The organism is Corynebacterium sp. CQ3829_602738, from assembly GCF_054478435.1.
Genome location: NZ_CM137003.1, coordinates 144,839 through 168,547 on the forward strand (window position 1 = coordinate 144,839; position 23,709 = coordinate 168,547).

At 64.3% G+C, this 23,709-nt stretch carries 14 protein-coding genes, 2 tRNA genes and 1 other RNA gene; 11 read left to right on the forward strand and 6 right to left on the reverse strand.

The genetic code is table 11. The features are described 5' to 3' along the window. The first annotated feature begins 275 nt into the window (after positions 1-275). Together ACX1NL_RS00590 and ACX1NL_RS00595 are read left to right on the forward strand one after the other, a co-directional pair. On the forward strand, positions 276-5,369 hold the full coding sequence (locus ACX1NL_RS00590) for a carboxypeptidase regulatory-like domain-containing protein (protein WP_458898346.1): 5,094 nt from the start codon (positions 276-278) through the stop codon (positions 5,367-5,369). 183 nt (positions 5,370-5,552) lie between these two features. Further along, positions 5,553-7,766, forward strand: coding sequence for a hypothetical protein (locus tag ACX1NL_RS00595; RefSeq protein WP_458898347.1), 2,214 nt, complete (start codon positions 5,553-5,555; stop codon positions 7,764-7,766). A gap of 63 nt (positions 7,767-7,829) precedes the next feature. Here the strand turns inward: ACX1NL_RS00595 and ACX1NL_RS00600 are convergent, their stop codons facing one another. After that, positions 7,830-8,771 (reverse strand): prephenate dehydrogenase, encoded by a 942-nt coding sequence (locus ACX1NL_RS00600; protein ID WP_458898939.1) that lies wholly within the window; start codon positions 8,769-8,771, stop codon positions 7,830-7,832. Between the two features lie 113 nt (positions 8,772-8,884). Here ACX1NL_RS00600 and ACX1NL_RS00605 point away from each other — a divergent pair, with 113 nt between their 5' ends. The 6 genes from ACX1NL_RS00605 (at position 8,885) to tgt (ending at position 13,967) form a co-directional block, all read left to right on the forward strand. Then, positions 8,885-9,367 (forward strand): tRNA adenosine deaminase-associated protein, encoded by a 483-nt coding sequence (locus tag ACX1NL_RS00605; protein ID WP_458898348.1) that lies wholly within the window; start codon positions 8,885-8,887, stop codon positions 9,365-9,367. A gap of 22 nt (positions 9,368-9,389) precedes the next feature. After that, positions 9,390-9,821, forward strand: a complete 432-nt coding sequence (locus tag ACX1NL_RS00610) for a nucleoside deaminase (protein ID WP_458898349.1) — start codon at positions 9,390-9,392, stop codon at positions 9,819-9,821. 76 nt (positions 9,822-9,897) lie between these two features. After that, positions 9,898-10,125 (forward strand): CsbD family protein, encoded by a 228-nt coding sequence (locus ACX1NL_RS00615; RefSeq protein WP_458898350.1) that lies wholly within the window; start codon positions 9,898-9,900, stop codon positions 10,123-10,125. Positions 10,126-10,163: 38 nt separating this feature from the next. After that, positions 10,164-10,251: transfer RNA gene (locus ACX1NL_RS00620), tRNA-Ser, on the forward strand. A 108-nt stretch (positions 10,252-10,359) separates the two neighbouring features. After that, on the forward strand, positions 10,360-12,723 hold the full coding sequence (locus ACX1NL_RS00625; protein ID WP_458898351.1) for an MMPL family transporter: 2,364 nt from the start codon (positions 10,360-10,362) through the stop codon (positions 12,721-12,723). After that, positions 12,720-13,967: a tRNA guanosine(34) transglycosylase Tgt gene (gene tgt, locus ACX1NL_RS00630; RefSeq protein ID WP_458898352.1), complete on the forward strand. Its 1,248-nt coding sequence runs from the start codon at positions 12,720-12,722 to the stop codon at positions 13,965-13,967. Before ACX1NL_RS00625 ends, tgt begins: the two co-directional genes overlap by 4 nt. Before the next feature lie 76 nt (positions 13,968-14,043). On the opposite strand, the gene ACX1NL_RS00635 is transcribed toward tgt, so the two are convergent. Together ACX1NL_RS00635 and ACX1NL_RS00640 are read right to left on the reverse strand one after the other, a co-directional pair. Beyond that, positions 14,044-15,372, reverse strand: coding sequence for a zinc metalloprotease (locus ACX1NL_RS00635; protein ID WP_458898353.1), 1,329 nt, complete (start codon positions 15,370-15,372; stop codon positions 14,044-14,046). 535 nt (positions 15,373-15,907) lie between these two features. After that, positions 15,908-16,549: a queuosine precursor transporter gene (locus ACX1NL_RS00640; RefSeq protein WP_458898354.1), complete on the reverse strand. Its 642-nt coding sequence runs from the start codon at positions 16,547-16,549 to the stop codon at positions 15,908-15,910. A gap of 19 nt (positions 16,550-16,568) precedes the next feature. On the opposite strand from ACX1NL_RS00640, the gene gluQRS reads away from it, so the two are divergent. Continuing rightward, the gene (gene gluQRS, locus ACX1NL_RS00645; protein WP_458898355.1) at positions 16,569-17,507 is read left to right on the forward strand and encodes a tRNA glutamyl-Q(34) synthetase GluQRS; all 939 of its coding nucleotides are present in this window, start codon (positions 16,569-16,571) and stop codon (positions 17,505-17,507) included. A gap of 98 nt (positions 17,508-17,605) precedes the next feature. After that, complete coding sequence (locus tag ACX1NL_RS00650) at positions 17,606-20,839, forward strand: YPDG domain-containing protein (RefSeq protein ID WP_458898356.1); 3,234 nt, start codon at positions 17,606-17,608, stop codon at positions 20,837-20,839. Between the two features lie 69 nt (positions 20,840-20,908). On the opposite strand, the gene ACX1NL_RS00655 is transcribed toward ACX1NL_RS00650, so the two are convergent. From ACX1NL_RS00655 to ACX1NL_RS00665, 3 genes are all read right to left on the reverse strand, one after another. Further along, positions 20,909-22,600, reverse strand: coding sequence for an alkaline phosphatase D family protein (locus tag ACX1NL_RS00655; RefSeq protein ID WP_458898357.1), 1,692 nt, complete (start codon positions 22,598-22,600; stop codon positions 20,909-20,911). 91 nt (positions 22,601-22,691) lie between these two features. Next, positions 22,692-23,195 (reverse strand): ferritin, encoded by a 504-nt coding sequence (locus ACX1NL_RS00660; protein WP_181889678.1) that lies wholly within the window; start codon positions 23,193-23,195, stop codon positions 22,692-22,694. Between the two features lie 189 nt (positions 23,196-23,384). Beyond that, positions 23,385-23,470 (reverse strand) — tRNA-Ser (locus tag ACX1NL_RS00665). 122 nt (positions 23,471-23,592) lie between these two features. Between ACX1NL_RS00665 and ffs the strand changes: the two genes are divergently transcribed. Then, positions 23,593-23,690, forward strand: an RNA gene (gene ffs, locus ACX1NL_RS00670) — signal recognition particle sRNA small type. Positions 23,691-23,709 lie beyond the last annotated feature (19 nt).

Sequence of the window (23,709 nt, forward strand, 5' to 3'; positions counted from 1 at the left end):
ATTTCCCTGAAACCTACAGGTCAAGCCTCAGAAATCGCCGATTCCGGACACACTTTTTGTCGTTTAACCCTTAGGCCTGAGTGTTCTTTGTTAGGAACTTTAGAAAACCGTTTAAAGCTGAAAAAGCCCTGATTAACTGCCCTTTCAGGGTTGACGCTTGCTTGAAAGCGCCTGTCCAAGTTGGTAGGTTCTACGGAAGTTCCGCGGGAGAAGTGTGTTCTATGTACTTCTTCCTCGAATTTCTCCCATTAACAAAACCAACCATTGGAGCCATCTTGAAGAACGCTTCCTCCCCGTTCGAGTTCAACTCGGACGCTGCCGCCCAGGGACCTTCGAACCCTGCGCGCTACAACGCAATGTCCTCCGCGGGCCACACCCCGCGCCGCCACTCCGGCAAGCGCTCCGTCATCGCCGGCATGACGTCTGTCTCCCTGGCGCTGGCCGGGCTGACGGTGCCGAGCGTTGTTGGGCCCGAAAGTTCGGTAAACCCGGTGCCTCTTGCGTCGGCAGCAGAGGGCGACGCGCTGCGTTTCTGGTCGGGCGTGGATGACGAAATGACCGAAGATGATACCTGGCTAGCTCAGATGCAGGGGGCGCTCGTGCCGGGAGGGTCTACGGCTGAGGTCAAAATGAGCGAAATGAAGTTCGTTCAGATCGACGGTGATGACTTGGAGTACACGAACTTCCCTGCCGAGGAAACCGACTTGACCGGCAAGGTTGTTCTGAACGGCAAGACGCTAGAGAAAATCAACGCCCGGATTGTTGATAACCCTGACGAAGCCAAACCCTCAGCAACGATTCGATTTTACGATGAAAACTGGCAACCCGCGCAGGTTACGATTCCCTCAAACGCGCAGCTTCTTGTGACCGCGGCAAACGGAATCGGTACTGATTGGCCGAGGAGTGGTGGCCCCGAGTCAGTGAAATTGAACAGTGCCCAGATTACAAGGGAAGAGGCTTCACCCCTGACTGTCTCGGCAAGCGGACGGGTACAGTTTGCTGAGGAGAACAACGCGCCCGCAGGTGGGGTGCACGTGCGACTGCTCGACGGGGATACAGCCGTCGATACCACTGAGACTTCTGCTGAAGGAACGTTCTCATTTTCAAACGTTCCCACTGGTAAGAACTACACAGTAGAAGTTGTCCATCCATCCGGTTTTGTCACTCCCCACCGCAATACTGATAGTTGGGACACAAACGCTGACGGCGAATTCACCTTCAACCTTGTTCCTATCAGGGCTACTGGCCAAGTGGTGGATGAAAGCGGGAAGGGCGTTGCCAACGCGAAAGTTCAGGTCGATGGTGTCAGTGCTACCACCGACGACAAAGGCTACTTCGAACTCGTTGGTGTCCCGGCTGGTAGGCAGTCACTCACGATTCAGGAAACTGCGCGAACCGAAGCTCAGCAGAATATTTCTGTAGAGATTTCAGAGAGCCCGCGACAGGATCTGGGTGCATTCAAGGTTGTTGAGCTGCCGGGTTCTGTGTCTGGTTCGGTGAAGGATCAGGATGGCGATCCGGTTAAGGGTGCCAAGGTTGTTATTGATGACGGTAAGGGCAACCGTGTCGAGACGACGACCGATGACAACGGCAAAGTGAATGTGGACAAGCTTCCGGCTGGTGACTACACCGTGACTGTCGAGGCTGATGGTTACTCCAAGGGTGAGTCGAAGGTCAGGGTGAAGCCGGGTAAGTCTGCTTCGTTCCCGGATGTTCAGGTTGTTGAGCTGCCGGGTTCTGTGTCTGGTTCGGTGAAGGATCAGGATGGCGATCCGGTTAAGGGTGCCAAGGTTGTTATTGATGACGGTAAGGGCAACCGTGTCGAGACGACGACCGATGACAACGGCAAAGTGAATGTGGACAAGCTTCCGGCTGGTGACTACACCGTGACTGTCGAGGCTGATGGTTACTCCAAGGGTGAGTCGAAGGTCAGGGTGAAGCCGGGTAAGTCTGCTTCGTTCCCGGATGTTCAGGTTGTTGAGCTGCCGGGTTCTGTGTCTGGTTCGGTGAAGGATCAGGATGGCGATCCGGTTAAGGGTGCCAAGGTTGTTATTGATGACGGTAAGGGCAACCGTGTCGAGACGACGACCGATGACAACGGCAAAGTGAATGTGGACAAGCTTCCGGCTGGTGACTACACCGTGACTGTCGAGGCTGATGGTTACTCCAAGGGTGAGTCGAAGGTCAGGGTGAAGCCGGGTGAGTCTGCATCGTTCCCGGAAATCTCGCTGACGCCGATTCCTAAACCGGAGCCACAACCGGAACCGAAGCCGACGACTACTTCGCCGGCCACCACGTCCGCGAAGCCGTCTACTCCGAAGCCGACCACCACGGCGACGAAGCCGACGACCACGTCCGCGAAGCCGTCTACTCCGAAGCCGACGACGTCTACCACCAAGACGACCACGACGAAGCCGGCCACCTCGACGTCGACCAAGGTGAACCCGACGACTAGGACGCAGCCGTCTACCACGACGACTACGACGAAGCCGACCACTTCGACGTCGACCAAGGCGACTACGACGCAGAAGATCACGTCCACCTCGGCGACCAAGCCGACTGCCGCGCCGGCAACGACCACCGCGCCGTCGTCTACCTCCAAGCCGGAGCCGAAGAAGCCGAGCATCGTCGGCACCATCACCGACCCGGAGGGCAACCCGCTCCCGCCGGTGAAGGATAAGGACGGCAAGCCGCAGCCGCCGACGGTGACCATCAAGGACCAGGACGGCAACCAGATCGGCGATCCGATCGAGGTGGACGAGAACGGCAACTTCGAGGTGCCGGAGCTGCCGAAGGACGGCGACTACGTGGTAATCGTCGACGCGCCGGACGGCTTCAACGATCCGAAGCCGCAGGTTGTGCCGGTAAAGAAGGGCGAGACCTCCAAGCTGCCGCCGATCGAGGTGACCAAGCCGAACGCTGATCTGGATAAGAACAAGCCGGCTGCGAAGCCGGGCTCTGTCCACGGCTGGTTGGTCGATGAGTCCAACCGTCCTATCACTGGCTCTGACATCAAGCTGGTGAAGAAGGGCGTTACCGACCCGGAGACCGGTGAGACGTTCGATTACGAGGTCCCGATCGAGGTCGACGCGGATGGCTACTTTGTCACCCCGCCGATCGACTTCAAGTACTTCCCGGAGGGTGTCGCCGACTTCGATCTTGAGGTCACCCTGCCTGAGGGCTGGCCGGATGTCGACATCAAGGGCGACAAGATCAACCGCACCGTGACTGTCAAGCAAGGCGAGTCCACCCCGGTTGAGATCAAGGTTGAGGCACCGAAGACGCAGTCCATCGTCGGCCGCATCGACGACGGCAACGGCAAGGCTGTGCCGGGTACCACCGTTGTGGTGACCGATCCGCGCGGCAACTCCCGCGTCATTCCGGTCGAGGATGACGGCTCCTTCGCGATCGACGACGTCATTCCGGGTGTCCACGAAGTGGAGATCCTCACCCCGGGTCGCGGCAACGATGTTGATCCGATCAAGGTGCCGGTCCGCGCTGGCGAGGATGTCGAGCTGCCGGAGATCCACCTGACCCAGAACAAGTCCCTGAAGCTTGAGAAGCGAGTTTGGGGCCGTGACGCCGACAACAACGGCAAGGTCAAGAACAAGGACGGCGAGCTCGTCGACGATGTGATGACCGTCAAGGACGGTGAGGACCTCCTCTATGCCCTGATCGTCACCAACGATGGCGACGAGCCGATCAAGAACATCACGTTCGACGATCCGGAGCTGGATAAGCGCAACATCGAGCTGACCATGCCGGAAGGCTGGACCGCTGAGTCTGAGCTGGCCCCGGGTGACTCGAAGGTCTTCAATGCCAAGATGAAGGCGCCGGAGGACGCGTTCGACTTCAACAACGTCGCAACCGCAAGTGGTGTCACCTCCAAGGGTGAGAAGGTCAGCTCCCTGCCGGATTCCGCCTACACCAAGTTCCTGCGTGGCGCTGTGGAGAAGAAGGTCAATGCCCGCTTCGCCACCAATAAGGACAAGCCGGTGAAGGCATCGGCGAACTCCCCGCTGGGCTTCACCTACGAGGTGAAGAACACTGGTTCCACGCCGATGGTCAACGTCAAGCTCACCGACATCGTCTACGAGGACGGCGTGGATGAGGACAACTGCAAGCCGGTCAAGGCGTCCGAAAAGGCAGAGGACGGCCAGTGCTACCAGCTCGACGTGAAGGAGCCGGAAGGCTTCACCGGCACGCTGCTGCCGGGCGAGCGCGTCGTCTTCAGCGCTGAGTTGCCGGAGGGCCTCAACCCGGGTGCGAAGCACCACAACGCCGCTGAGGCTCGTGGCGAGCTGCCGGCACGTCCGGGCCGCGGCGACGGCTACACGGGTGAGCCGGAGTACGGCGAGGATCCGTCGTCCGTGCTGATCATCTCTCCGAAGGACAACATCAAGGGCAACGCCCACGTTGTGGTCTCCGAGGGTGCAGAGCTGGACGCTAGCGATGTCCAGGTGGTTGCTTGGGTCGACGAGAACGGCAACGGCAAGCAGGACCCGGACGAGGGCCTGTCTGGCCTGAAGATCTCGCTGGCACCGACCGACGGCACCCCGTCCTTCGCCGGTGAGTCCAATGAGGACGGCAATGTCCTGTTCGAAGGCTCGCCGTACGGCAAGTACACGCTGAAGATTGACAGCCCGGGCAACCTGCGCCTGGTCGATCCGAAGGATCCGGAGAACAACTCCTTCGATCCGGGTGCGGTCCTCGAGTCCAAGGAATTCGAGGTCAACAAGGCCGAGCAGGTGATCAACCTGCAGCTTGAGACCCCGCGCACCGCTGGTATCTCCGAGGGCGGCGCTCAGGGCGAAGAGGAAGACAGCTCCCTGGGCAAGTGCCTGGCGTCTGCGTCCTCCGTGTCCAACCCGGTGGCGTGGTTGGTCCCGCTCGGCCTGCTTGGTGCCGTCATGGGCGGCATCGGTGTGATGTTCGAGGACGAGCTGAACCAGATTTCCGCTCAGGCCAACGCGGCAATCCGCGAGGCTATGCCGAACGTCGACCTTGGCATCGGCTTCCAGCAGCCGGAGTGGGTCACTGAGATCCAGGGCCAGTGGCAGGCGCAGATCGACCAGGTGAACCGTCAGCTGGCACAGATCAACCCCGCAGCCCCGGCTGCTGCGGGCGGCGTCGCTCTGCTGGCTATTGCTGGTTTGCTTACCGGTATCTTCTACGCCGGCTGTGAGGCTGGCTGGTTCGAGCCGAGCGAGGAGGGCAGCTCCGCTGGTAGCTCCTCCAAGGCAGACGCTGAGGGCACTGAAGATGTTGCTGGCTCCAGCAGCTCCAGCTCCGAGGGTGGCAGCTCCAAGAAGAATGAGGCTGACTCTGAGCCCCAGCCGGAGGCAAAGCCGGAAGATGCCGCCAACTAAGGCCCCGAGGGCTCTAGTCCATGGCTGAGTTCTAGAACGTGCCCCGGTCTCGTCGATAGGCATCGGCGAGACCGGGGCGCTGTGTTTCTACAGGCAATAAATATTGAGACAGCGCGATGAAACGTATACATTCGTAGGTGCTTTTTGGGCTTTCGCGCGCTTTTTCACATTCGAGAGGTAATAATGGCTGCAAACTCCAAGGTCAACCGCATCGCCGGGCTGTCGCTCGCCGCTGCTGTCGCGGGCACGCTGACGCTCGTGCCCGTTGCGAAGGCGGAAACCACGTCTCCGTCCTCGGAGTCCACGACGTCGAAGGCTCCGGTCGTCTCCACGGAGGACACCAGCTCCGCCGCCCCGGCATCATCCTCCGCTGCCGCGCCGGTAACGACGTCAGTGAAGTCGGTTGAGGGGACACCGAAGGCGTCGACAAGCAATGTTGCCCCCACGACCAAGGCTGACAAGTCTGAGGAGTGGGCCGACATCCTCAAGGGCTTCGCCTCCCTGATCGTCTCGGCGACGGCCGCCGGCTCTGGCACCTCGGGTGTGCAGCTCACCTCTGACAACCACACCTACAGCGCCATGGCCAGCAACCCGACCAACGGCCGTCTTTACGCCGTGTCCGACGAGGGCCACCTGCTGCGCATCCACCCGCAGACCGGCAACCTGAAGGACCTGGGCGAGATCCCGGGCGTCGAGGCGAAGGAGATCACCTCCGCAGCCTTTACTCAGGACGGCACGCTCGTGCTTTTCGACGGCGAAACCGTCTACGCCAAAGACCTCGCCGACGACGAAACCGGTCCGAAGAGCAAACCGGAAAACCTCGAATTTGTGAAGAAGCCCGTCGAGGGCGTGCGTGACCTGCCGGAGCTTGCGTGGGCTCCGACCGATAACGACGGCGAGCTGGTCGCCCTGGCCACCAAGGACGGCAAGGCGACGCGCTACACCCTGAACGTGAAGGACGCGAAGGTCGCTGAGGCTCCGGCGGAGGTGAGCAAGGGCGTCGACCTGGCCGACGTCGCCGCGTTCGAGTACGCCTACCTCGCCGACGACGCCACCTTCTTCGCTGACGGCGAAGGCAACGCTGTCAAGCTTGTCGACGGCAAGATCGTCGACGTTGAGACCGACCGCACCGAAGAGGACAACTACAAGGCCGTAGCCGGCCTGGAGGCGAAGCCGGAATCCGCCGCTGGCGAGACCCCGGCCTCCGGCGAGCCGACCACTACGGCCGCTGATGCTCCTGCTGGCGCTAATTCCGCGACCGTTTCCCCGACCACCACCGCTGAGCCGACCCCGTCCAAGAAGGCCCCGAGCGTTGGTCAGCGGGACGCTGAGGTCGTCGAGCTTGACGTGGAGGTTGTCACCGCGGATGGCGGCCTGGTGCGGGACGCCAGCTTTGTGAGCGCAGACGGCACCGTCGACGGCGCGACCGACGAGTCCGGCAAGGGCAAGGTTTCCCTGAAGCTGGACGAGGCGTCCCGCGGCAAGGACACCTTCAACCTGGCGATCGACCAGGCGCCGGAAAACTGGGGCGTGGCTGTCGCTGAGGTGCAGCGCGGCGCCAAGTCCGTGAAGTTTGTCCTCCCGGAGGGCAAGGACGCTTCCACGACCACCACCGTTGCTGCGCCGAAGAACACGCCGTCCTCGACCACTACGAAGACCGCTGCGCAGGGCGATGACGGCCTCATCGAGGTGGACGTCCTGGTCAAGACCGCCGACGACAAGCTCGTCGAGGGCGCCGAGTTCAAGAGCGAGGACGGCCGTGTCTTCGGCACCACCGACGCGAACGGCCGCGGCAAGGTCACTATCGACCCGAAGAAGGACAACGCGAAGCTCGTCCAGCTCACGCTGAAGGAAGCTCCGAAGGGCTACAAGAACGCTGACGTGGTTATCCGCCGCGGCGACACTGAGGCCGAGCTCGTCCTCCCGCGCGACCCGAACGCGACCCCGTCCTCCACGCTGAGCAAGCCGGATCAGGTGCTGAAGGTCCTCGACCAGGTGCGTCCGGTGGCGTCGTCTTTCCTCGCCCCGGCGGCCGCGCTGGCCGGCGCTGGCGGACTGGCGGGTGCCGCGGGCGCGGGCGGCTCGAAGAGCACCAAGAGCACCAACACCACGTTCGGCGGTACGAAGGTCACTTCCAGCAGCACCACGGGTCGTTCCACGGGCCGCTCCACCAGCGTGACCCCGTCCGCGAAGGTGGTCACCCGCAACGGCAACTCCACCAAGGTGGCCAAGGCGAACACGTCTACTCGCGCTACCTCCTCCGACAAGGACACGGAGCGCGACGGTGATCTCGCGGATACCGGTACCCCGATGCGCGCAATCATCGCGCTGGGTGTGCTGTCCGTGCTCATCGGTGGCGCCTACCTGGCCCTGGGCCGCCGCCGCGAGAACCAGTAAGCCCGCGTAGAACACAAAAGGCGGTTCCCAGCCTCGGGAGCCGCCTTTTGTCATCCCGGAAAGCTAGAACACTTCGACGCGCCCGCCCACGGACTCGATCTGCACCAGCTGTTTCTCCCAGCCCGGGGTGCCCGGGTGGACGCGCATGATCGGGCGTGAAGAGATCTCCACGGGCGAGACGGACTCGCGCCGCGCCCCCTTGCGCGCCGCCATGCGCAGGTGGGCGCGGTGGCCAGACTTGGTCAGGTCCTCGAGCGACGGGCGCTCGCCGGACAGGGAGTCGCGGGCGCCTTGGAGGAGGTTGATGAACTCGTCGAGCACCGGCACCAGGGATTCCGCGTTGGTCTCGCACATGTTGCGCACGAGCTCCGGGTCGGTGCTGGCCACGCGTGTGGCACCGCGGAAGGAGCCGGCGGACAGGGACTGCGCCAGGGTGCCGCCCCGGTCGCCGACCAGCGCGAGTGCTGCGGCGATCACGTGCGGCAGGTGGGACACGCGGGCGACGGCTTCGTCGTGGCGTTCCACGGACACCGGCACCGCCTCAGCGCCCACCACGGCGGCCATGCGGCAGACCACGGTGAACAGCTCGGCCCACGCGGGGTCGCCGGGGTGCTCGCGGGCGTAGTCGAAGGTCACGGCCCATGCGGCGCTGGTGAACAGGCCCTCCTGGGAGGCGGTCCAGCCGGAAAACTCGGTGCCGGCCATGGGGTGCCCGCCCACGTAGCGCGACTCCAGCCCGCGTTCGACCACCAGGTCGTAGACCGGCTTTTTCACGCTGACCACGTCGGTGATGCCGCACGACGGCGCGAACTCGGCCACCTGGTCCAGCACCGAGGCCACGGCACGCATCGGCACCGCCACGACCACCAGGGCGCCGTCATCCTCGGCGCGGCGCAGCACTTCTTCCACGGAGTCGGACACGTCGAAGCCGTCCCTGCGCGCGGCACCCGCGCCGTGCAGCGTGAACCCGTAGACGCGCTCGCCGCGCGACTGTAAGTCGCGCATGAGCGATCCGCCGATGAGTCCGAGGCCGACGATGCACACTGGGGGCAGTTGAGGGGAAGTCACCGCACACAGTCTAGTGACACCTCCGCGCCCGCGGACTACGCTTCGACACCATGAGCCAGGATTTCCCGGACGGGTACGCAGTCACCGTCGAGCGCACCGGCGGCACGTGGCGTGTGCGCGAGTTCGACGACGACTTTTCGGACCTTTCCACCTCCGTCACCGCGGTGCGCAACCTGCGCGCGGAGGGGCCGGCGTTCGCGCTGCTCAATGTGGAGGAGGATTACCTGGTCATCGTGCGCCCGGGGCCGTCGCAAACCCGCGTGCTCATCTCGGATGCGACGATGGCGGTGGACGACGATTTCGCCGCCGACATCCTCGACGAGGCGGGCACCGAGATCCCGGACATCGACCCGGACGAGCTGGACAATGTGGATGCGTGGGCGGACGGGGACTTCGACATCCTCGCAGATCTCGGCCTGTCCGAGGAGCAGATGAGCATTTTGCTTGACGACGACGCGGATCCGGCCGACCTCGCCCAGGCAATCGCCGACGAACTCGGCTTCGGCGACGAGTTGGACGACGTTGTCGGCTAGCCTGCGGCGCGCCGAGGAGCGCATGCGCGTCGCGCTCGAGACCGCCAAACAGACTCCCGCCGGTGACGTGCCGGTGGGCGCTGTCGTGTTTGATGCTGACGGGGTGGTGGGCAGGGGCGTGAACCGTCGAGAAGCGAACTGCGATCCCACAGCCCACGCCGAGGTGGAAGCGATCCGCGACGCCGCGCGGACGTTGGGGACGTGGCGGTTGGACGGCTGCGAGCTGGTGGTGACGCTGGAGCCGTGCACGATGTGCGCCGGCGCGATCCTGGGCGCGCGGGTGTCCTCGCTGGTCTTCGGCGCGTGGGAGCCGAAGACGGGCGCAGTGGGCAGTGTGCTGGACGCGATCCGCGACCCGCGCCACCTGCACACCCCGGAGGTGCGCGCGGGTGTGCTGGAGGCGGAAGCTGCCAGAATGCTGAGCGAGTTCTTCGAAGATCTGAGGAGTAATTGAATCGTTACCCACGGCGGGCCGTTTTGGGCCTACAGTGGGGAACCTAGCTGATCCCAACGAACAAAGGAGTAAGACAATGGGTATTGAGGACAAGGCAGACCAGCTCAAGGGCGGCGCTAAGGAAGCTCTGGGCAACCTCACCGACAACGAGAACCTCGCCAACGAGGGCAAGGCTGACCAGCTCATCGGCTCCGCCAAGGAGAAGCTCTCCGAGGCTGGCGACGCTATCAAGGACAAGGCCAACGAGGTCGCGGCAAAGGTCGAGGACAAGCGCGACGAGGCTGAGAACGAGGCTGACCGCTAATTTGGTTATCCGGCAGCGCTGCCGTTAATCTGTTCGGTGGTAGCGTGTCCGAGCGGCCGAAGGTACTCGCCTCGAAAGCGAGTGTGGGTAAAACCACCGCGGGTTCAAATCCCGCCGCTACCGCCAAAGTGTCAAGCCCCCGGAAACGGGGGCTTTTCGCATGTCGGGGGTGCCCACTAGGATGGGCCGGGTTACGCTCGCGCGGCCGCGGGCGGGAAGGAACGGGTCTTTTACGTGGCGAAACTGCTGTACAAACTCGGGCGCTGGTCGTACCTGCACAAGTGGCGGGTGATCGTCGCCTGGCTGCTGCTGCTCGGGGCGACGGCCGCCGGCGCGTTGTCGCTGATGAGGCCGTTCACGGACGAGTTCGCCATCGAGAACACCCCGGCCATTGACGCGCTGGACACCATGGCGGAGAACTTCCCCGACGCGGGCAACGTGGCCACCGCGCCGAGCGTGAACCTGGTCTTCGCCGCGCCGGAAGGGCAGCGGCTGGACACCCCGGAGCACATGGCGGCGATGGACAAAACCGTCGACTACATCCGCGACCACCTGGGCGTGGAGGGGCAGCGCTTCGGCAACCCGGTGCAGGTCAACGATGAGTTGCAGCGCACCATCATCGACCAGATGTCGCAGATGGGCATGCCGCCCGAGCGCGCTGAGGCCGATGCGCACAACATGCGGATGCTTTCCGACGACGCACGCATCGGCTACACCACCTTCGACTTCGATGCCCCGTCTTCGATGTCCGTGGACCAAGCGGACCGCGACGTGGTGACAGAGGCCATGCAGCTGGGCCGCGACGCCGGGCTGCAGGTGGAGGCCGGCGGCGCCGGCTTCGGCGACCCGATCGCGGTGAAGACCACCTCCGAGCTGGTGGGCCTGGGCGTGGCGTTTGTGGTGCTGGTGGTCACGTTCGGCTCGCTTGCCGCGTCCGTGATCCCGCTGATCTCCGCCGTAGTGGGCGTGGGCATCGGCGCACTTTTGGTGCTGTTGACCACGCACTGGGTGGAGCTGAACAACGTCACCCCGGTGCTGGCCGTGATGATCGGCCTGGCCGTGGGCATCGACTACGCCCTGTTCATCCTCTCCCGCTACCGCCAAGAATCGCGGGACCTGCCGCCGGACGAGGCCGCGGGCATGGCGGTGGGCACCGCCGGTTCCTCGGTGGTCTTCGCCGGCACGACCGTGTTTACGGCGTTGGTTGCGCTGGCGCTGGCGGGCATCGAGTTCCTCACCTGGATGGGCCTGGCGGCCGCGGCCACCGTCGCGATCTCGGTGCTGGTGGCGCTCACCCTCGTGCCGGCGCTGCTGGGCCTGTGGGGCTCGAAGGCGTTCGCCGGCAAGATCCCGGGACTTGCCGGCAATCCCGGGCCCGGCAAGCGCCCGGGCAAGGACCTGGACGAAAACTCCCTGGGCCGGCGCTGGGTCCGCTTCGTGGAAAAGGCCCCCGGCCTGGTCATGGCCGTGGTGGTGCTGGGCCTCAGCGCCCTGAGTATCCCGGTGCTGAACCTGGAGATGGCGCTGCCGTCTGACACCACCTCCAACCTGGACACCACCCAGCGCAAGTCCGCCGACCTGATGGCGGAGGGCTTCGGCCCCGGCGTCAACGCCCCGCTGCTGTTGGTGGTGGACGCACACAGCGTCAACCCGGATTCGGAGATCCTGCAGCCGTACATGGACGCCATCCCGGACGAGGCCGGCGGCGACGCCGAGAAGGCCGCGATGGCCAGCTTCATCTACACCGTGGGCGAGGTCGGTGCCGTCGGCGGCATCACCCACGCCCAACTCATCGGCGCCAACGATGACCTCACCGCCGCGCAGATCCTGGCTACCCCGGACGGCGGCCCCGAGGAGCAGCGCACCCTCGCCGTCGCCCACGGCGTGCGCGACGTGGTCGGCCAGGTGGAGGATGCCACCGGCACCGACATCGGCCTGACCGGCCTGACCGCGGTGCAAATGGACATCACCGAAGAGCTCGCCGAGGCTATGCCGCTGTACTTGACCATCGTGGTGGGCCTGGCCATCGTGCTGCTGATGGTGGTGTTCCGCTCCATCCTCGTGCCGCTCGTGGCAGGCTTGGGCTTTTTGCTCTCGGTCGGCGCCGCGTTCGGCGTGACCGTCCTGGTCTTCCAGGAGGGCCTGTTCGGCCTGGTCAACACCCCGGGACCCATCCTGTCGTTCCTGCCCATCTTCATGATCGGCGTGACCTTCGGCCTGGCCATGGACTACCAGGTCTTCCTGGTCACTCGCATTCGTGAGGCGTATCTGAAACGTGGAAACGTCGATAAGCTTCGCGCAGTCCACGAATCCACCGTCGAAGGCTTCGCGCAGGGCGCACGCGTGGTCACCGCCGCCGCGATCATCATGATCGCCGTGTTCATCGCGTTTTTGGACCAGCCGCTGCCGTTCATCCAGATCTTCGGCTTCGCCCTCGGCGTCGCCGTGCTTTTCGACGCCTTCTTCATCCGCATGGCGCTCGTCCCCGCCACCATGTACATCCTGGGCCGCTCCACCTGGTGGATGCCAAAATGGCTCGACCGCCTCCTGCCCGAAGTGGACGTCGAGGGCACCGAACTAGAAAAGGAACACGCATGACCGACGTGACGTTTGAGGCCCGCACCCAACTCGAGCCCGCGCCGGGCCGCCACGGCCGCACCGGCGTGATCCACACCCCGCACGGTTCGATCCAAACTCCGGCGTTCATCCCCGTGGCCACCAAGGCAACGGTGAAAACGCTCACGCCGGAGCAGATCCGACAGACCGGCGCGCAGGCGATCCTGTCCAACGCGTACCACCTGTACCTCCAGCCCGGCCCCGACATCGTGGACGAGGCCGGGGGCGTGGCCGCTTTTGAAAACTGGCACGGGCCCACCTACACCGACTCCGGCGGCTTCCAGGTGATGAGCCTCGGCGTCGGCTTCAAGAAGGTCCTGGCCATGGACACCGCCGGGCTGACCGACGCCGACATCCGCGCCGCCAACAAAGACCGCATGGCACGTGTCGACGACGACGGCGTGGACTTCAAATCCGTCATCGACGGCTCCTCACACCGCTTCACCCCCGAGGTGTCCATGCAGATCCAGCACCAGCTCGGCGCCGACATCATGTTCGCGTTCGACGAGCTGACCACCCTCGTGGACACCCGCGCCTACCAGGAACATTCCGTCGAGCGCACCCGCCGCTGGGCCCGCAGGTGCTTGCTGGAGCATGACCGCTTAACGACGGCACGTTCCAGCAAACCCCTCCAATCCCTCTGGGGCGTGGTCCAAGGTGCCCAATACGAGGACCTGCGCCGATCCGCCGTACGGGGTCTGTTGGACCTGGATAAGGAAGCCCGCGACGAGGGACGCCGGGGCTTCGGCGGCTTCGGCATCGGCGGCGCGCTGGAGAAGGAAAACCTGGGCACCATCGTCGGCTGGGTCACCGACGAGCTGCCGGTTTCGATGCCCCGGCACCTGCTTGGCATCTCCGAACCCGACGACATCTTCACCGCCGTCGAAGCCGGCGCCGACACCTTCGACTGCGTCGCGCCCACCCGCCTGGGCCGCCGCGGCGGGGTGTACACCCTGGACGGACGGTTGAACCTCGCTGGCGCCCGGTTCAAGCGCGACTTCGCCGGGGTGGACGAGGAGTTCGGCGGCTACGTCTCCGAAAACTATTCCCGCGCTTACATCCACCACCTGTTCAAAGCCAAGGAGTATTTGGCCGGCACGCTGTGTACCATGCACAACCTGGAGTTCATGATCCGGCTGGTGGACAACATCCGCGCCGCCATCGACGCCGGCGACTACGAGGCCTACCGTGACGAGTTCCTTGGCCGCTACTACGCGGGGAAGTAGCAGACACAAAAGCGGGCCCTTCCCATTTCGGGAAGGGCCCGCTTGTTGGTTTTCTACCTACCGGCCAGCCTTACTCTTAGCGCATTGCGAGGAATGCTGCGCCGATGCCCAGGGCTGCCAGGGCTGCGACGACACCGCCGATGATGGCCGCGATGTTGACCTGGCTGTCAGCCTGCTTGGGAGCCTCAGCCTTGGCGGGCTTGACCTCAACCTTGACCTTGGCCTCGGCTTTCGTTTCGACCTTCGGCTCGTCCTTCACCGGCTGCTCCGCCTTGGCGGGGACGACACCCGGCTGAGCCTCGACCTCGGCAGCCGGCTCGTCGGCGATTTCTTCTGCCGGCACGAGCGCGGTCAGGGGGTGCTCTTCGGCGACCTCGACGGGCTCCGGCTGTTCCACCTCGACGACCTCCTCCGGCTGCTCGATCTCCTCGACTTCAGCCTTTGCGCGGGCGCCGATGGACTCGGCGTAGGCGCCGATGCGCGGGTTGTCGAGTACCAGGGAGTCCCAGTCGGCGGGGACGAGTACCTTGCCCGCCGGGGTGTCGGCGAAGTACGGCTTTTCGGAGTAGTTGAAGTAGTCGAACTGGCGGTCGTAGTTCATCACCGAGTGGTAGCCGGCCTGCATCGGGGAGCCTTCAGCGATGTCCTCGACGTATTTGGCGGCGCCCCAGTGGCGCAGACCCAGGGTGTGGCCGAACTCGTGCAGGATGGAGTTTCGCACCTGCTCGTCGTTGGCGCGGCCGCCCGGGTTAGCCACGTAGAAGGAGTTATCGCCCACCAGCGACAGGCCCGTGGCGTTGGAGCCGGCGCGCATCCGGTCACCCAGCACGCCGGGGCGGAAGATGTTGGCGCGGTCACCAAGGTTGTTGATGGTGTCGATGAGCTGGAACGCTTCGTGGCGGTTCGCGTCGAAGTACACGTCGCGGTAGTCGAGCGTCTCGCCGCCGAAGTGCTCGGTGTAGTTGGCGATGTTGGTGTAGTGCTCGCCGGCGTCGATGTGCAGGCTAATGCCGTGGTCGGCAAACAGGTCCACTAAATCGTCCAGGCTCTGCGTCGACGGGGCGTAAGAAGTGCGGTTGGCGTTGGCGCACTCGCGGGCAGCAGACGTGTCGCAGCCGAGGGTGTCGTATTCGGATGCCATCCAGTTCAGCTGGAGGAAGACATCCGGGCGGTTGGGGTCTGCTCCCCAGTCCGGCAGGGGGATTTCCGTGCCGTCTGCGAGGACGACGCCTTGTTCTTCCCAGATGTCCGGCAGGCCGTCGCCGTCGGAGTCAACGAGGGTGGCGGTGTTGGTCAGCACCGGTGCGAGCTCGATCTCTTGGGCGGCGTGTGCGACGTCGGCGCCGGAGATGGCGATGGCGGCGGCAACTGCTGCGGCGATGGTGTTTCGGAATGCTGCTCGCATCTCGGTGACTCCTTGGTGTGCGTTTTTCTCTTTGTGACAACCCTGAGTTTATGCACCGAATATGCGCAGGTAAAACGCTTTGGCCCAGGCTGAAAAACACCCTAAATCGTTGAACATTCCGTCCGGATTATTCAACGTTTCCACCCGTTCCTAGCTGCGGATTGTTCATCAATCCGGGGGCGCGGTCCGGGGTTTCGTCAGCATTGTTCAACGATCAATCCGGCAACGCTCGCGGATGGTTGAACAATCCACTATCACCGCATGTTATGCACCTTAAGGTGTTTTCCAGCATGGATTTCGGCAATTCCGCATCTACCTGCATGTTCCGGTTAACCATACAATTCATACACTCTCAGATTCGGTGGTTTTCCCTCAGGAACCCCCGAAACTCCCTGGATTGTTCAAAGATCCACAGATTGTTCAGCAATCCGGAAACCCCCACTACCCCCGTTTTTTACCCCCGCTGCGGCGGCAGGACGCCGTCGCAAAGCAAAAAGCCCGCAACCACAACGGCTGCGGGCGGAAGAAGCCTGGTTTAAACGGACGCCTCCGCGCGGCGTACTGCCGCGATGGTCGGGTAGGTCACCGGCAGGAGGAGCACTTCCATCAGCGTCTTCCACAGGAAGCCGACCGCCACGTAGTTTACGAACGCGCCGGCGGAGTCGACGCCGATGACGCTGGCCGCGATCGAGCAGAACAATAAGGTGTCCGCGAACTCGCCCACGATGGTGGAGCCGATCAGGCGCGCCCATAGGCGGTCGGCGCCAAATCGGTCCTTCATCTTCTGCAGCACCCACGCGTTGAGCAGTTGCCCCACCACGTAGCCGGTCAGCGAGGCCACCACGATCCGCGGAAGCAGGCCGAGGACGGCAGCGAAGGTGTCGTTCATGTCGTAGAAATCCGCGGCCGGCAGCCAGATCGCTATATAGAAGGACAACACTGCAATGACGGCGATGGCGAAGCCGGTGAACACGGCGCGCCTCGCCGCGCGAAACCCGTAGACCTCCGCGATCACGTCGCCGATGACGTAGGAGATGGGGAAGAGGAAGAACGCGCCGTCGGTGATCAGCGGCCCGAGCGCGACGCCTTTTTGCGCGGTGATGTTGGAGATCAAAAACACTGCGCAAAACAGGGCGAGCAGGTAGGGGTACGGGGAGCGGGAAACGTGGGGTGACATGCGCTTTATCATGGCACACATGCCTGATTTTCAAGCTCCCGCCGGCCGCTACGCCCCGAGCCCCAGCGGCGATCTGCACTTCGGCAACCTCCGCACCGCGGTGTTGGCGTGGTTGTTCGCGCGGCAGACGGGCCGCAACTTCTACCTGCGCGTGGAGGACATCGATTCGGAGCGCTCGTCCGCGGAGTCCGCGCAGCGCCAGATCGAGGATCTGCAGATGCTCGGCCTCGACTTCGATCCGCCGGTGATGTACCAGCACGACCGCGGCGACGCGTACGCCGATGCGCTGTCCCGCCTGGATACCTACGAGTGTTACTGCACGCGCCGCGACATCCGCGATGCCGCTTCCGCGCCCCACGCCCAGCCCGGCATGTACCCGGGCACCTGCCGCGATCTCACAGAGGAACAGCGAGCTTTTCGACGCTCCGAGCTCCACGCCGAAGGCCGCCTCCCGGCAATCAGGCTGCGCGCGCACGTGAAAGAGTGGACGGTGCGCGACTTCTACCAGGGCGAATACACCGGTCCGGTGGACGACGTGATCCTGAAGCGGGGTGGGCGCATCGACCAGGCGCAGGCGGGGGACTGGGCGTACAACCTGGCCGTGGTGGTCGACGACGGCTACCAGGGCGTGGACCAGGTGGTGCGCGGAGACGATCTGCTGTTTTCGGCGCCGGCTCAGGCGTACTTAGCCGACCGCTTAGGGCTCACAACTCCCTCGTATGTTCATGTTCCGCTCGTGGTGGGGCCGGAGGGGCGTCGATTAGCAAAGCGCGATGGGGCGGTGACGTTGCGGGAGATGCTGCGCGAAAACAGTGCGGAAGAAGTGGTGGCGCACATCGCGGAATCGCTCGGCTGCGCGGGCGTTTCGAGCGTCCAAGAGTTACTGGAGGAATTTGATCCGGCGCAGCTTTCGCGCGAGCCATGGTTGTGGACACCTCAACAACCTGAGGGTTTCTAATATATAACCTGACAATTATATCAAAAAATGTTGCAGAATGCCTGAAGTTTCTTCATATTGGGCGACACCCTTTAGTTAGCCTTTTTGAGGAGTTTTCAATGAACGCGAAGAAGATCGCCGCGAGCGCCGTCGCGCTGGCTCTCGGCACCTCTGCCATCGTCGCGCCCCAGGCGACCGCACTGCCGGAAGATTTTGTCAGCCCGCCGGGCGCCCTGGGCAACCCTGAGCAGGAAGACTGCCAGATCATCATGGAGGACAACGTTTCCACCTCCCAGCCGGGCGAAGCCAGGCAAGCAGACCAGAACGGCGTTGCCGCTGGTGTCGCGCTCAACGAGGCCAACACCGAGTACCTGGCGTGGGTCACGCTGGACAGCAAGGGCGAGCGCATCTTTGAGCGTGCCGTGGCGAACGCCGAGATCGCGAACAATGCGACCAAGGACGTCACGCAATCGTTCACGGTGAAGGAGCAGCAGTCGGGCACGCTCGCGTTCGATGCGGAACTCAAGGACAAGAAAGTCAACCTCGACGTTACCGACATTGTCCCGGTGAATAACGACAGCTTCTCGGTGAAGCCCGGCGATGAGCAGAAAGTGTCCGCGAAGCTCGGTCTGAACAATTCCCTGGATAAGCAGACGTGGGCGTGGAAGATCAACCAGCCCACCTCCTCTGGTCAGTCGGTCACCCGTGTGAACACCTGGGCGACCGTCGACGTTGCGCCGTGGCCGATTGAGACGGACAACTGCCTGCCGATTACGGCGTCGTCCACCAAGTCCAAGGCGATCATCGCCGACGGCAACGAGTACGACACCGGCATCACCGTCGCCAACGCCGAGAACGACTTCGAGCGTCTGACCGGCAACGTCACCGTGGGCGGTAAGGCTGTCGCCGACGCGAAGGTGCGCGTGGACGCCGACGGCAAGGTCTACGTCACCTTGCCGAAGAACGCGACCGGCGGCGTCGATAACGACAAGCCTGCCAAGGTCGACGTGCAGCTGCTCGCCCAGCCTCGCGAGGAGACCAAGGACTCCAAGTTCGAGGCCTACAATTCGCCGCAGGTGCTGCGCGTGGTGGACGACCTCGGCCGCGTTACCCAGGATTCGCCGGAGTTCACCGGCGAGGTCCCGGTGCAGAAGTTCGCGCCGGAGTACAAGTCCCCGGCGACCGTGAAGCCGGGCAAGACCGTCAACGTTGCGCTGAAGACCCAGCCGGGCGACGTGCGCGGCAAGGCCGTGGACGCCACCTACACCGTCAAGAACGCCCCGGAGGGCTGGACCGCCGAGCCGGCCAAGGACGGCACCCTGAAGGTCACCGCACCGAAGGGCGCGAAGGGTGGCGACACCGCTGAGTTCACTGTTGAGGTGGCGTACCCGGACGGTTCCGTCGATACGCTTAAGCCCGTTGTCAACGTCAAGGACTTCGACACCACCGGCGCCACGCCGGGCTACGGCGAGGAGAAGGGCAAGCGCGGCACCGAGGTCACCCTGACCCAGAACGAGAAGCTGCCGAAGGGCTCCACCTTCACCATCACCGAGGACCAGGACCTGGGCGACTGGAAGCCGCAGGTTGACCCGAACACCGGCGAGATCACCGTCACCATCCCAAAGTCCGCGAACCCGGGCGACGAAAAGACCATCCTGGTCGATGTGAAGTACCCGGACGGCTCCACTGACAAGAAGGTCCCTGCCAAGGTCATCGTGCTCAACGAGCCGGGCTACGGCGAGGTCACCGACAAGCCGGGCGAGAAGGTCGAGCTGCCGCAGACCGGCGACGTCGTCGACGGCTCCACCTTCACCATCAACCCGAAGCAGGACCTGGGCGACTGGAAGCCGGTTGTGGACGAGAAGACCGGCAAGGTCACCGTCACCATCCCGGAGAACGCGAAGCCTGGCGACGAGAAGGAAATCCTCGTCGACGTCAAGGACCCGAAGTCCGGCAAGACCGACACCGTCCCGGCGAAGGTCATCGTCCACGGCGCACCGGAGTACCCGGCAGTGGAGAAGACCCCGGGCGACAAGGTGACCCTGCCGCCGAAGACCGACGGCGTGCCGCCGAAGTCCACCTACGAGATCACCCCGGACCAGGACCTGGGCGACTGGAAGCCGGAGATCGACCCGAAGACCGGCGAGATCACCGTCACCGTGCCCGAGACCGCCAAGGACGGCGACAAGAAGACCATCGACGTCACCGTCACCTACCCGGGCGGCAAGACCGACAAGGTCCCGGCCGAAATCACCGTGAAGGATCCGAAGACCCCGGGCAAGGACGACGAGCCGGGCACCCCGGGCACCGAGACCCCGGGCACCCCGGAGAACCCGGACAACAAGGGCCCGAAGGTCATCGTCATTCCGGGTGAGACCAAGGAACTGAATCCGGAGGTCATCGGCGACAAGAACGGCGACCCGACCTACAAGATCCCGGACGGCTGGAAGATTCCGGACGGCTGGAAGATCACCGTCGACCCGAAGACCGGCGACGTCAACATCACCGCACCGAAGGACGCCACCCCGGGCACCAAGATCGAGGTCCCGGTGGAGATCACCTTCCCGGACGGCGAAAAGAAGACCCAGGAGATCCCGGTCGAGGTCGGCGAGACCTCCGAGGGCACCATCCCGTACGTCCCGGGCCAGAAGAACCCGCTGGTGATCTTCGTGCCGAAGGACGCGGACAAGGGCACCGACCCGAAGCTGCCTGAGGGCTGGACCATCGTCGAGCGCGGCGACGACTCCTTCACCGTCGAGGTGCCGGAGGGCACCAAGCCGGGCGTTTACGAGGTCGTTTTCCCGGGCAAGAACGGCGAGGTCAAGGTGCTGGTCGAGGTCAAGCAGGCCGTGACCGAGCAGGGTTCCTCCGAGAACCTGCAGAAGTGCTTCGCCAACATGTCGTCCGAATCCAACCCGCTGCTGTGGCTGGTCCCGGTCGGCCTGCTCATCGCCATCGGCGCGCCGATGGCTGGCCCGCTCGGCCAGGAGCTGGGCAAGGCTGCCGCGAACGTGTCGGCGCAGATGAACATCCCGAACCCGCTCGAGCAGTTCGGCATCGGCGGCAACATCAACCGCCGCCCGCAGCCGGAGTGGGTGACCCAGCTGCAGGTTGAGGCCAACCGCATCCAGGCGCAGTTCGGCCCGCAGGTCACCCAGGCCGCCGCAATCGGCCTGTCCCTGGCCGGCCTCGCAGCAAGCCTGGGCATCCTGGCCGCGCTGTGCAAGGACGGCGAGCTGCCGGAGTGGGCGGCTTCCTCCGCCAACGTCGAAGGCTCGTCCGCGAAGAAGGACGGCGAGGGTTCCTCCAAGGAGGACAAGCCCGCAGAGGACAAGCCGGCTGAGGAGAAGTAACTCCCACCGCTAGAACACCCAGCCGCCCCCGTGAGACCAACCGGGGGCGGCTGGTTTTTCGTCGATAAGCTATTGCCCGAAGCCCTCACCCTTGCGCCACGTCAGGGCTGCGCCGGGGGAGACGGGCGAGGCCGGGTCGAGGATGTTGTGGACGCGAAGCCACTGCGTGTCCACCTGCTCGGGCGTGATGTCCACGATCGTGTAGCCGTGCGTGTCCAGCGCCACGTGGTGCAGGCTGGGGTTCGCGGTGCGCAGGTAGCCGCACGCCGCGCCGAAGATGGGGTGGCCGGCGCGGATCTTCGTCGACTCCGCCACGTTCGGCGCGGTGATGGACGAGCAGACGATCTCGCAGCCGATCTCCTCGCCGCCGTGAATGATGGTGTGCGCCCACTCCGAGTGGATGTCGCCGGTGAGGAAAATCGGGTTCTTGCCCAGGCGGCCCAGGGCGTTGATCAGGCGGCGGCGCTCGAAGTCGTAGCCGTCCCACTGGTCGCCGTTGAGTGGCATGTCGTTGAGCTCGGGAATCGGCGCCTGCGCCGGCACGATGTTCGCGCTGAGCGACTTAGCGACGGGGCGCGTGGCCGCATGGTTAAACGCCGCGCCGATGTGCAGCGGGGAGAACATCACCGAGTTGCCCAGCGCGTTCCACGTCGCGGTGGAGCGCTCGAGGGTGTCGATGAGCCAGTCGTACTGCTCGGAACCGAGCATGGTGCGCGCATCGCCGGTCTGGCGGGCGCCGCCGCGCCAGAACTCCTTGTCGCGGTAGGTGCGCAGGTCCATGATGGTCAGCTCAACCAGGTCGCCGAATTGCAGGGAGCGGTAGATGTGGCCCTCGTCGGAGGTTGCGGTCAGGCGCACCGGCATCCACTCGTAGTAGGCGCGCATGGCGGCGTCGCGGCGTGTGTGGAAGTCGCCCTCGTCCGCGTTGTGGTTTTCGGCGCCGTCGCGCCAGTTGTTGTTGGCGAACTCGTGGTCGTCCCACACCACCACCCACGGCAGGGCGGCATGCGCGTCGCGCAGGTTGGGGTCGGTGCGGTAGCGGCCGTAGCGGGTGCGGTAGTCCGCCAGGGTGACAATTTCGTGGGCGGGCTGGTGCAGGCGCACGGGCCCGTAGCCGGCGTATTCGTACTGGGCGTATTCGTAGATGTAGTCGCCGAGGAACACGGTCAGGTCCAGCTCGCCGTCCCAGCCGCGCGCCGCCATGTCCATGTAGGCGGGGAAGAAGCCGGATTCCCAGTTGGCGCAGGAGGCGACGGCCCAGCGCTGCCGGTCCACGTGGCCAGTGGGCGCGGTTTTGGTGCGGCCGAGCGGGGAGGCGGCGCCTTCGTGCGGGCCGTCTGCCACGGTGAACGCGTAGTAGTAGACGGTGTCCGGCTCCAGGCCGGTGACGTCGACGTGGATGGTGTGGTCGCGCTCCACCAGGCTTTCGGTCTCGCCTTCGGCGATAACGTCGCGAAGCTGGGCGTCGCGGGCGACCTGCCAGCGCACCCGGGTGTTGGCGCCGCCGCCGGAGCCGGGCATCGCGTGCTCGTCGGGGGTGATGCGCGTCCAGATCACCACTGCGTCCGGCTGCGGGTCGCCGGAGGCCACGCCGTGCACGAACGGCAGCGGCGGCAGCTCCATCTCCACGGGCACCGGCTTCGTGGGCAGCGTGCTCTGTGACTGCGCACTCGGCACCGCCACCGCCGCACCCGCCGCCGACGTCGCCACAGCGGCGGTGCGCAGGAAGTTGCGGCGGGAGACTGTGTGCGGCGAGTTCACGCCCATATCTTGGGCCGTGGATGGCAGTCCCGCGACCCGAGTGGCGCGATTTTGCGGGGATTTCAGCTCGAATTTTCGCGCTGTTTACCCTTTACGCGGATGGGGTCGCGATGTCGCGGTTGCCCAGCCGGGCGTCGATACGCAGAAGGCCCGAGCCGTCATCGCCGACGAGGTTGAGCTGGTCGAGGATCTCACCGACGGTGGCCTCCTCCTCGACCTGCTCGTTGAGGAACCAGTTGAGCAGGGCGCGGGACTCGAGGTCACCGACTTCGTCGGCAAGCCGGGTGATGGTGCGGATCTGCTCGGAGACCTTCCGTTCGTGGGCGAGCGCGGCCTCGAATGCCTGGCGCGGCGTGTTGATCTCCGGCGCGTTGATCTCGATGGTCTTCGGCACGACGCGCTCACCGCGGTCGATGAGGTGCTGGGCGAACTTCAGTGCGTGCTCGCACTCCTCCTTTGCTTGGGCGACGAACCACTGGCACAGGCCCGGGAAGGACAGTGCGTCCATCTCGTTGGCCAGGTGGCGGTAGGTGTAGGCGGCTGCGTACTCTTCGGTGACTTGCTGGTTGATGGCGTCTTTGAGCTGTTGGTCGATCATGGTGCGCAATCGTACGCGAAATTTTGTAGCTAGGTAAGCCTTGCCTAAAAATTTTTAGGAGGAGCCCTATGGCGGTGAGTGGGTGTGTTGCAACGGCATTGATGACAGATCTGTCGTTTAACCCCAATTCCCCCACGCGTATATGCGAAAACCGGCACCCACGCAGGGCACCGGTTTCGGATTTTGCGGAGGATGTGGGATTTGAACCCACGAGGGTCGTGAAACCCGCACGCGTTCCAGGCGTGTGACATAGGCCGCTAGTCGAATCCTCCAGCGACACTCGAAAGCGTCTTGCGATATATTAGACCACCCGGCGCCCAAGGCCAAAACCGCAGCGCATCCGGCTTATGCGTCCTTGGCTTGTTTCTGGAGGGGCAACATGGCTACAGTATCGGGCAGGATCCCACGCGGTGTTATCTTGTGAACTCCCCCAGGGCGGGAACGCAGCAAGGGTCAGCGAGCTCTGGCAGGTGCGTGGGGTCCCCTTTTATTGCGCTGTACGATGTAACCC

Coding starts and splice junctions, on each gene's coding strand:
- ACX1NL_RS00595 (WP_458898347.1), top strand. CDS start 5,553: ATGGCTGCAAACTCCAAGGTCAACCGCATCGCCGGGCTGTCGCTCGCC.
- ACX1NL_RS00600 (WP_458898939.1), bottom strand. CDS start 8,771: ATGCGCGACTTACAGTCGCGCGGCGAGCGCGTCTACGGGTTCACGCTG.
- ACX1NL_RS00605 (WP_458898348.1), top strand. CDS start 8,885: ATGAGCCAGGATTTCCCGGACGGGTACGCAGTCACCGTCGAGCGCACC.
- ACX1NL_RS00610 (WP_458898349.1), top strand. CDS start 9,390: ATGCGCGTCGCGCTCGAGACCGCCAAACAGACTCCCGCCGGTGACGTG.
- ACX1NL_RS00615 (WP_458898350.1), top strand. CDS start 9,898: ATGGGTATTGAGGACAAGGCAGACCAGCTCAAGGGCGGCGCTAAGGAA.
- tgt (WP_458898352.1), top strand. CDS start 12,720: ATGACCGACGTGACGTTTGAGGCCCGCACCCAACTCGAGCCCGCGCCG.
- ACX1NL_RS00635 (WP_458898353.1), bottom strand. CDS start 15,372: ATGCGAGCAGCATTCCGAAACACCATCGCCGCAGCAGTTGCCGCCGCC.
- ACX1NL_RS00640 (WP_458898354.1), bottom strand. CDS start 16,549: ATGTCACCCCACGTTTCCCGCTCCCCGTACCCCTACCTGCTCGCCCTG.
- gluQRS (WP_458898355.1), top strand. CDS start 16,569: ATGCCTGATTTTCAAGCTCCCGCCGGCCGCTACGCCCCGAGCCCCAGC.
- ACX1NL_RS00650 (WP_458898356.1), top strand. CDS start 17,606: ATGAACGCGAAGAAGATCGCCGCGAGCGCCGTCGCGCTGGCTCTCGGC.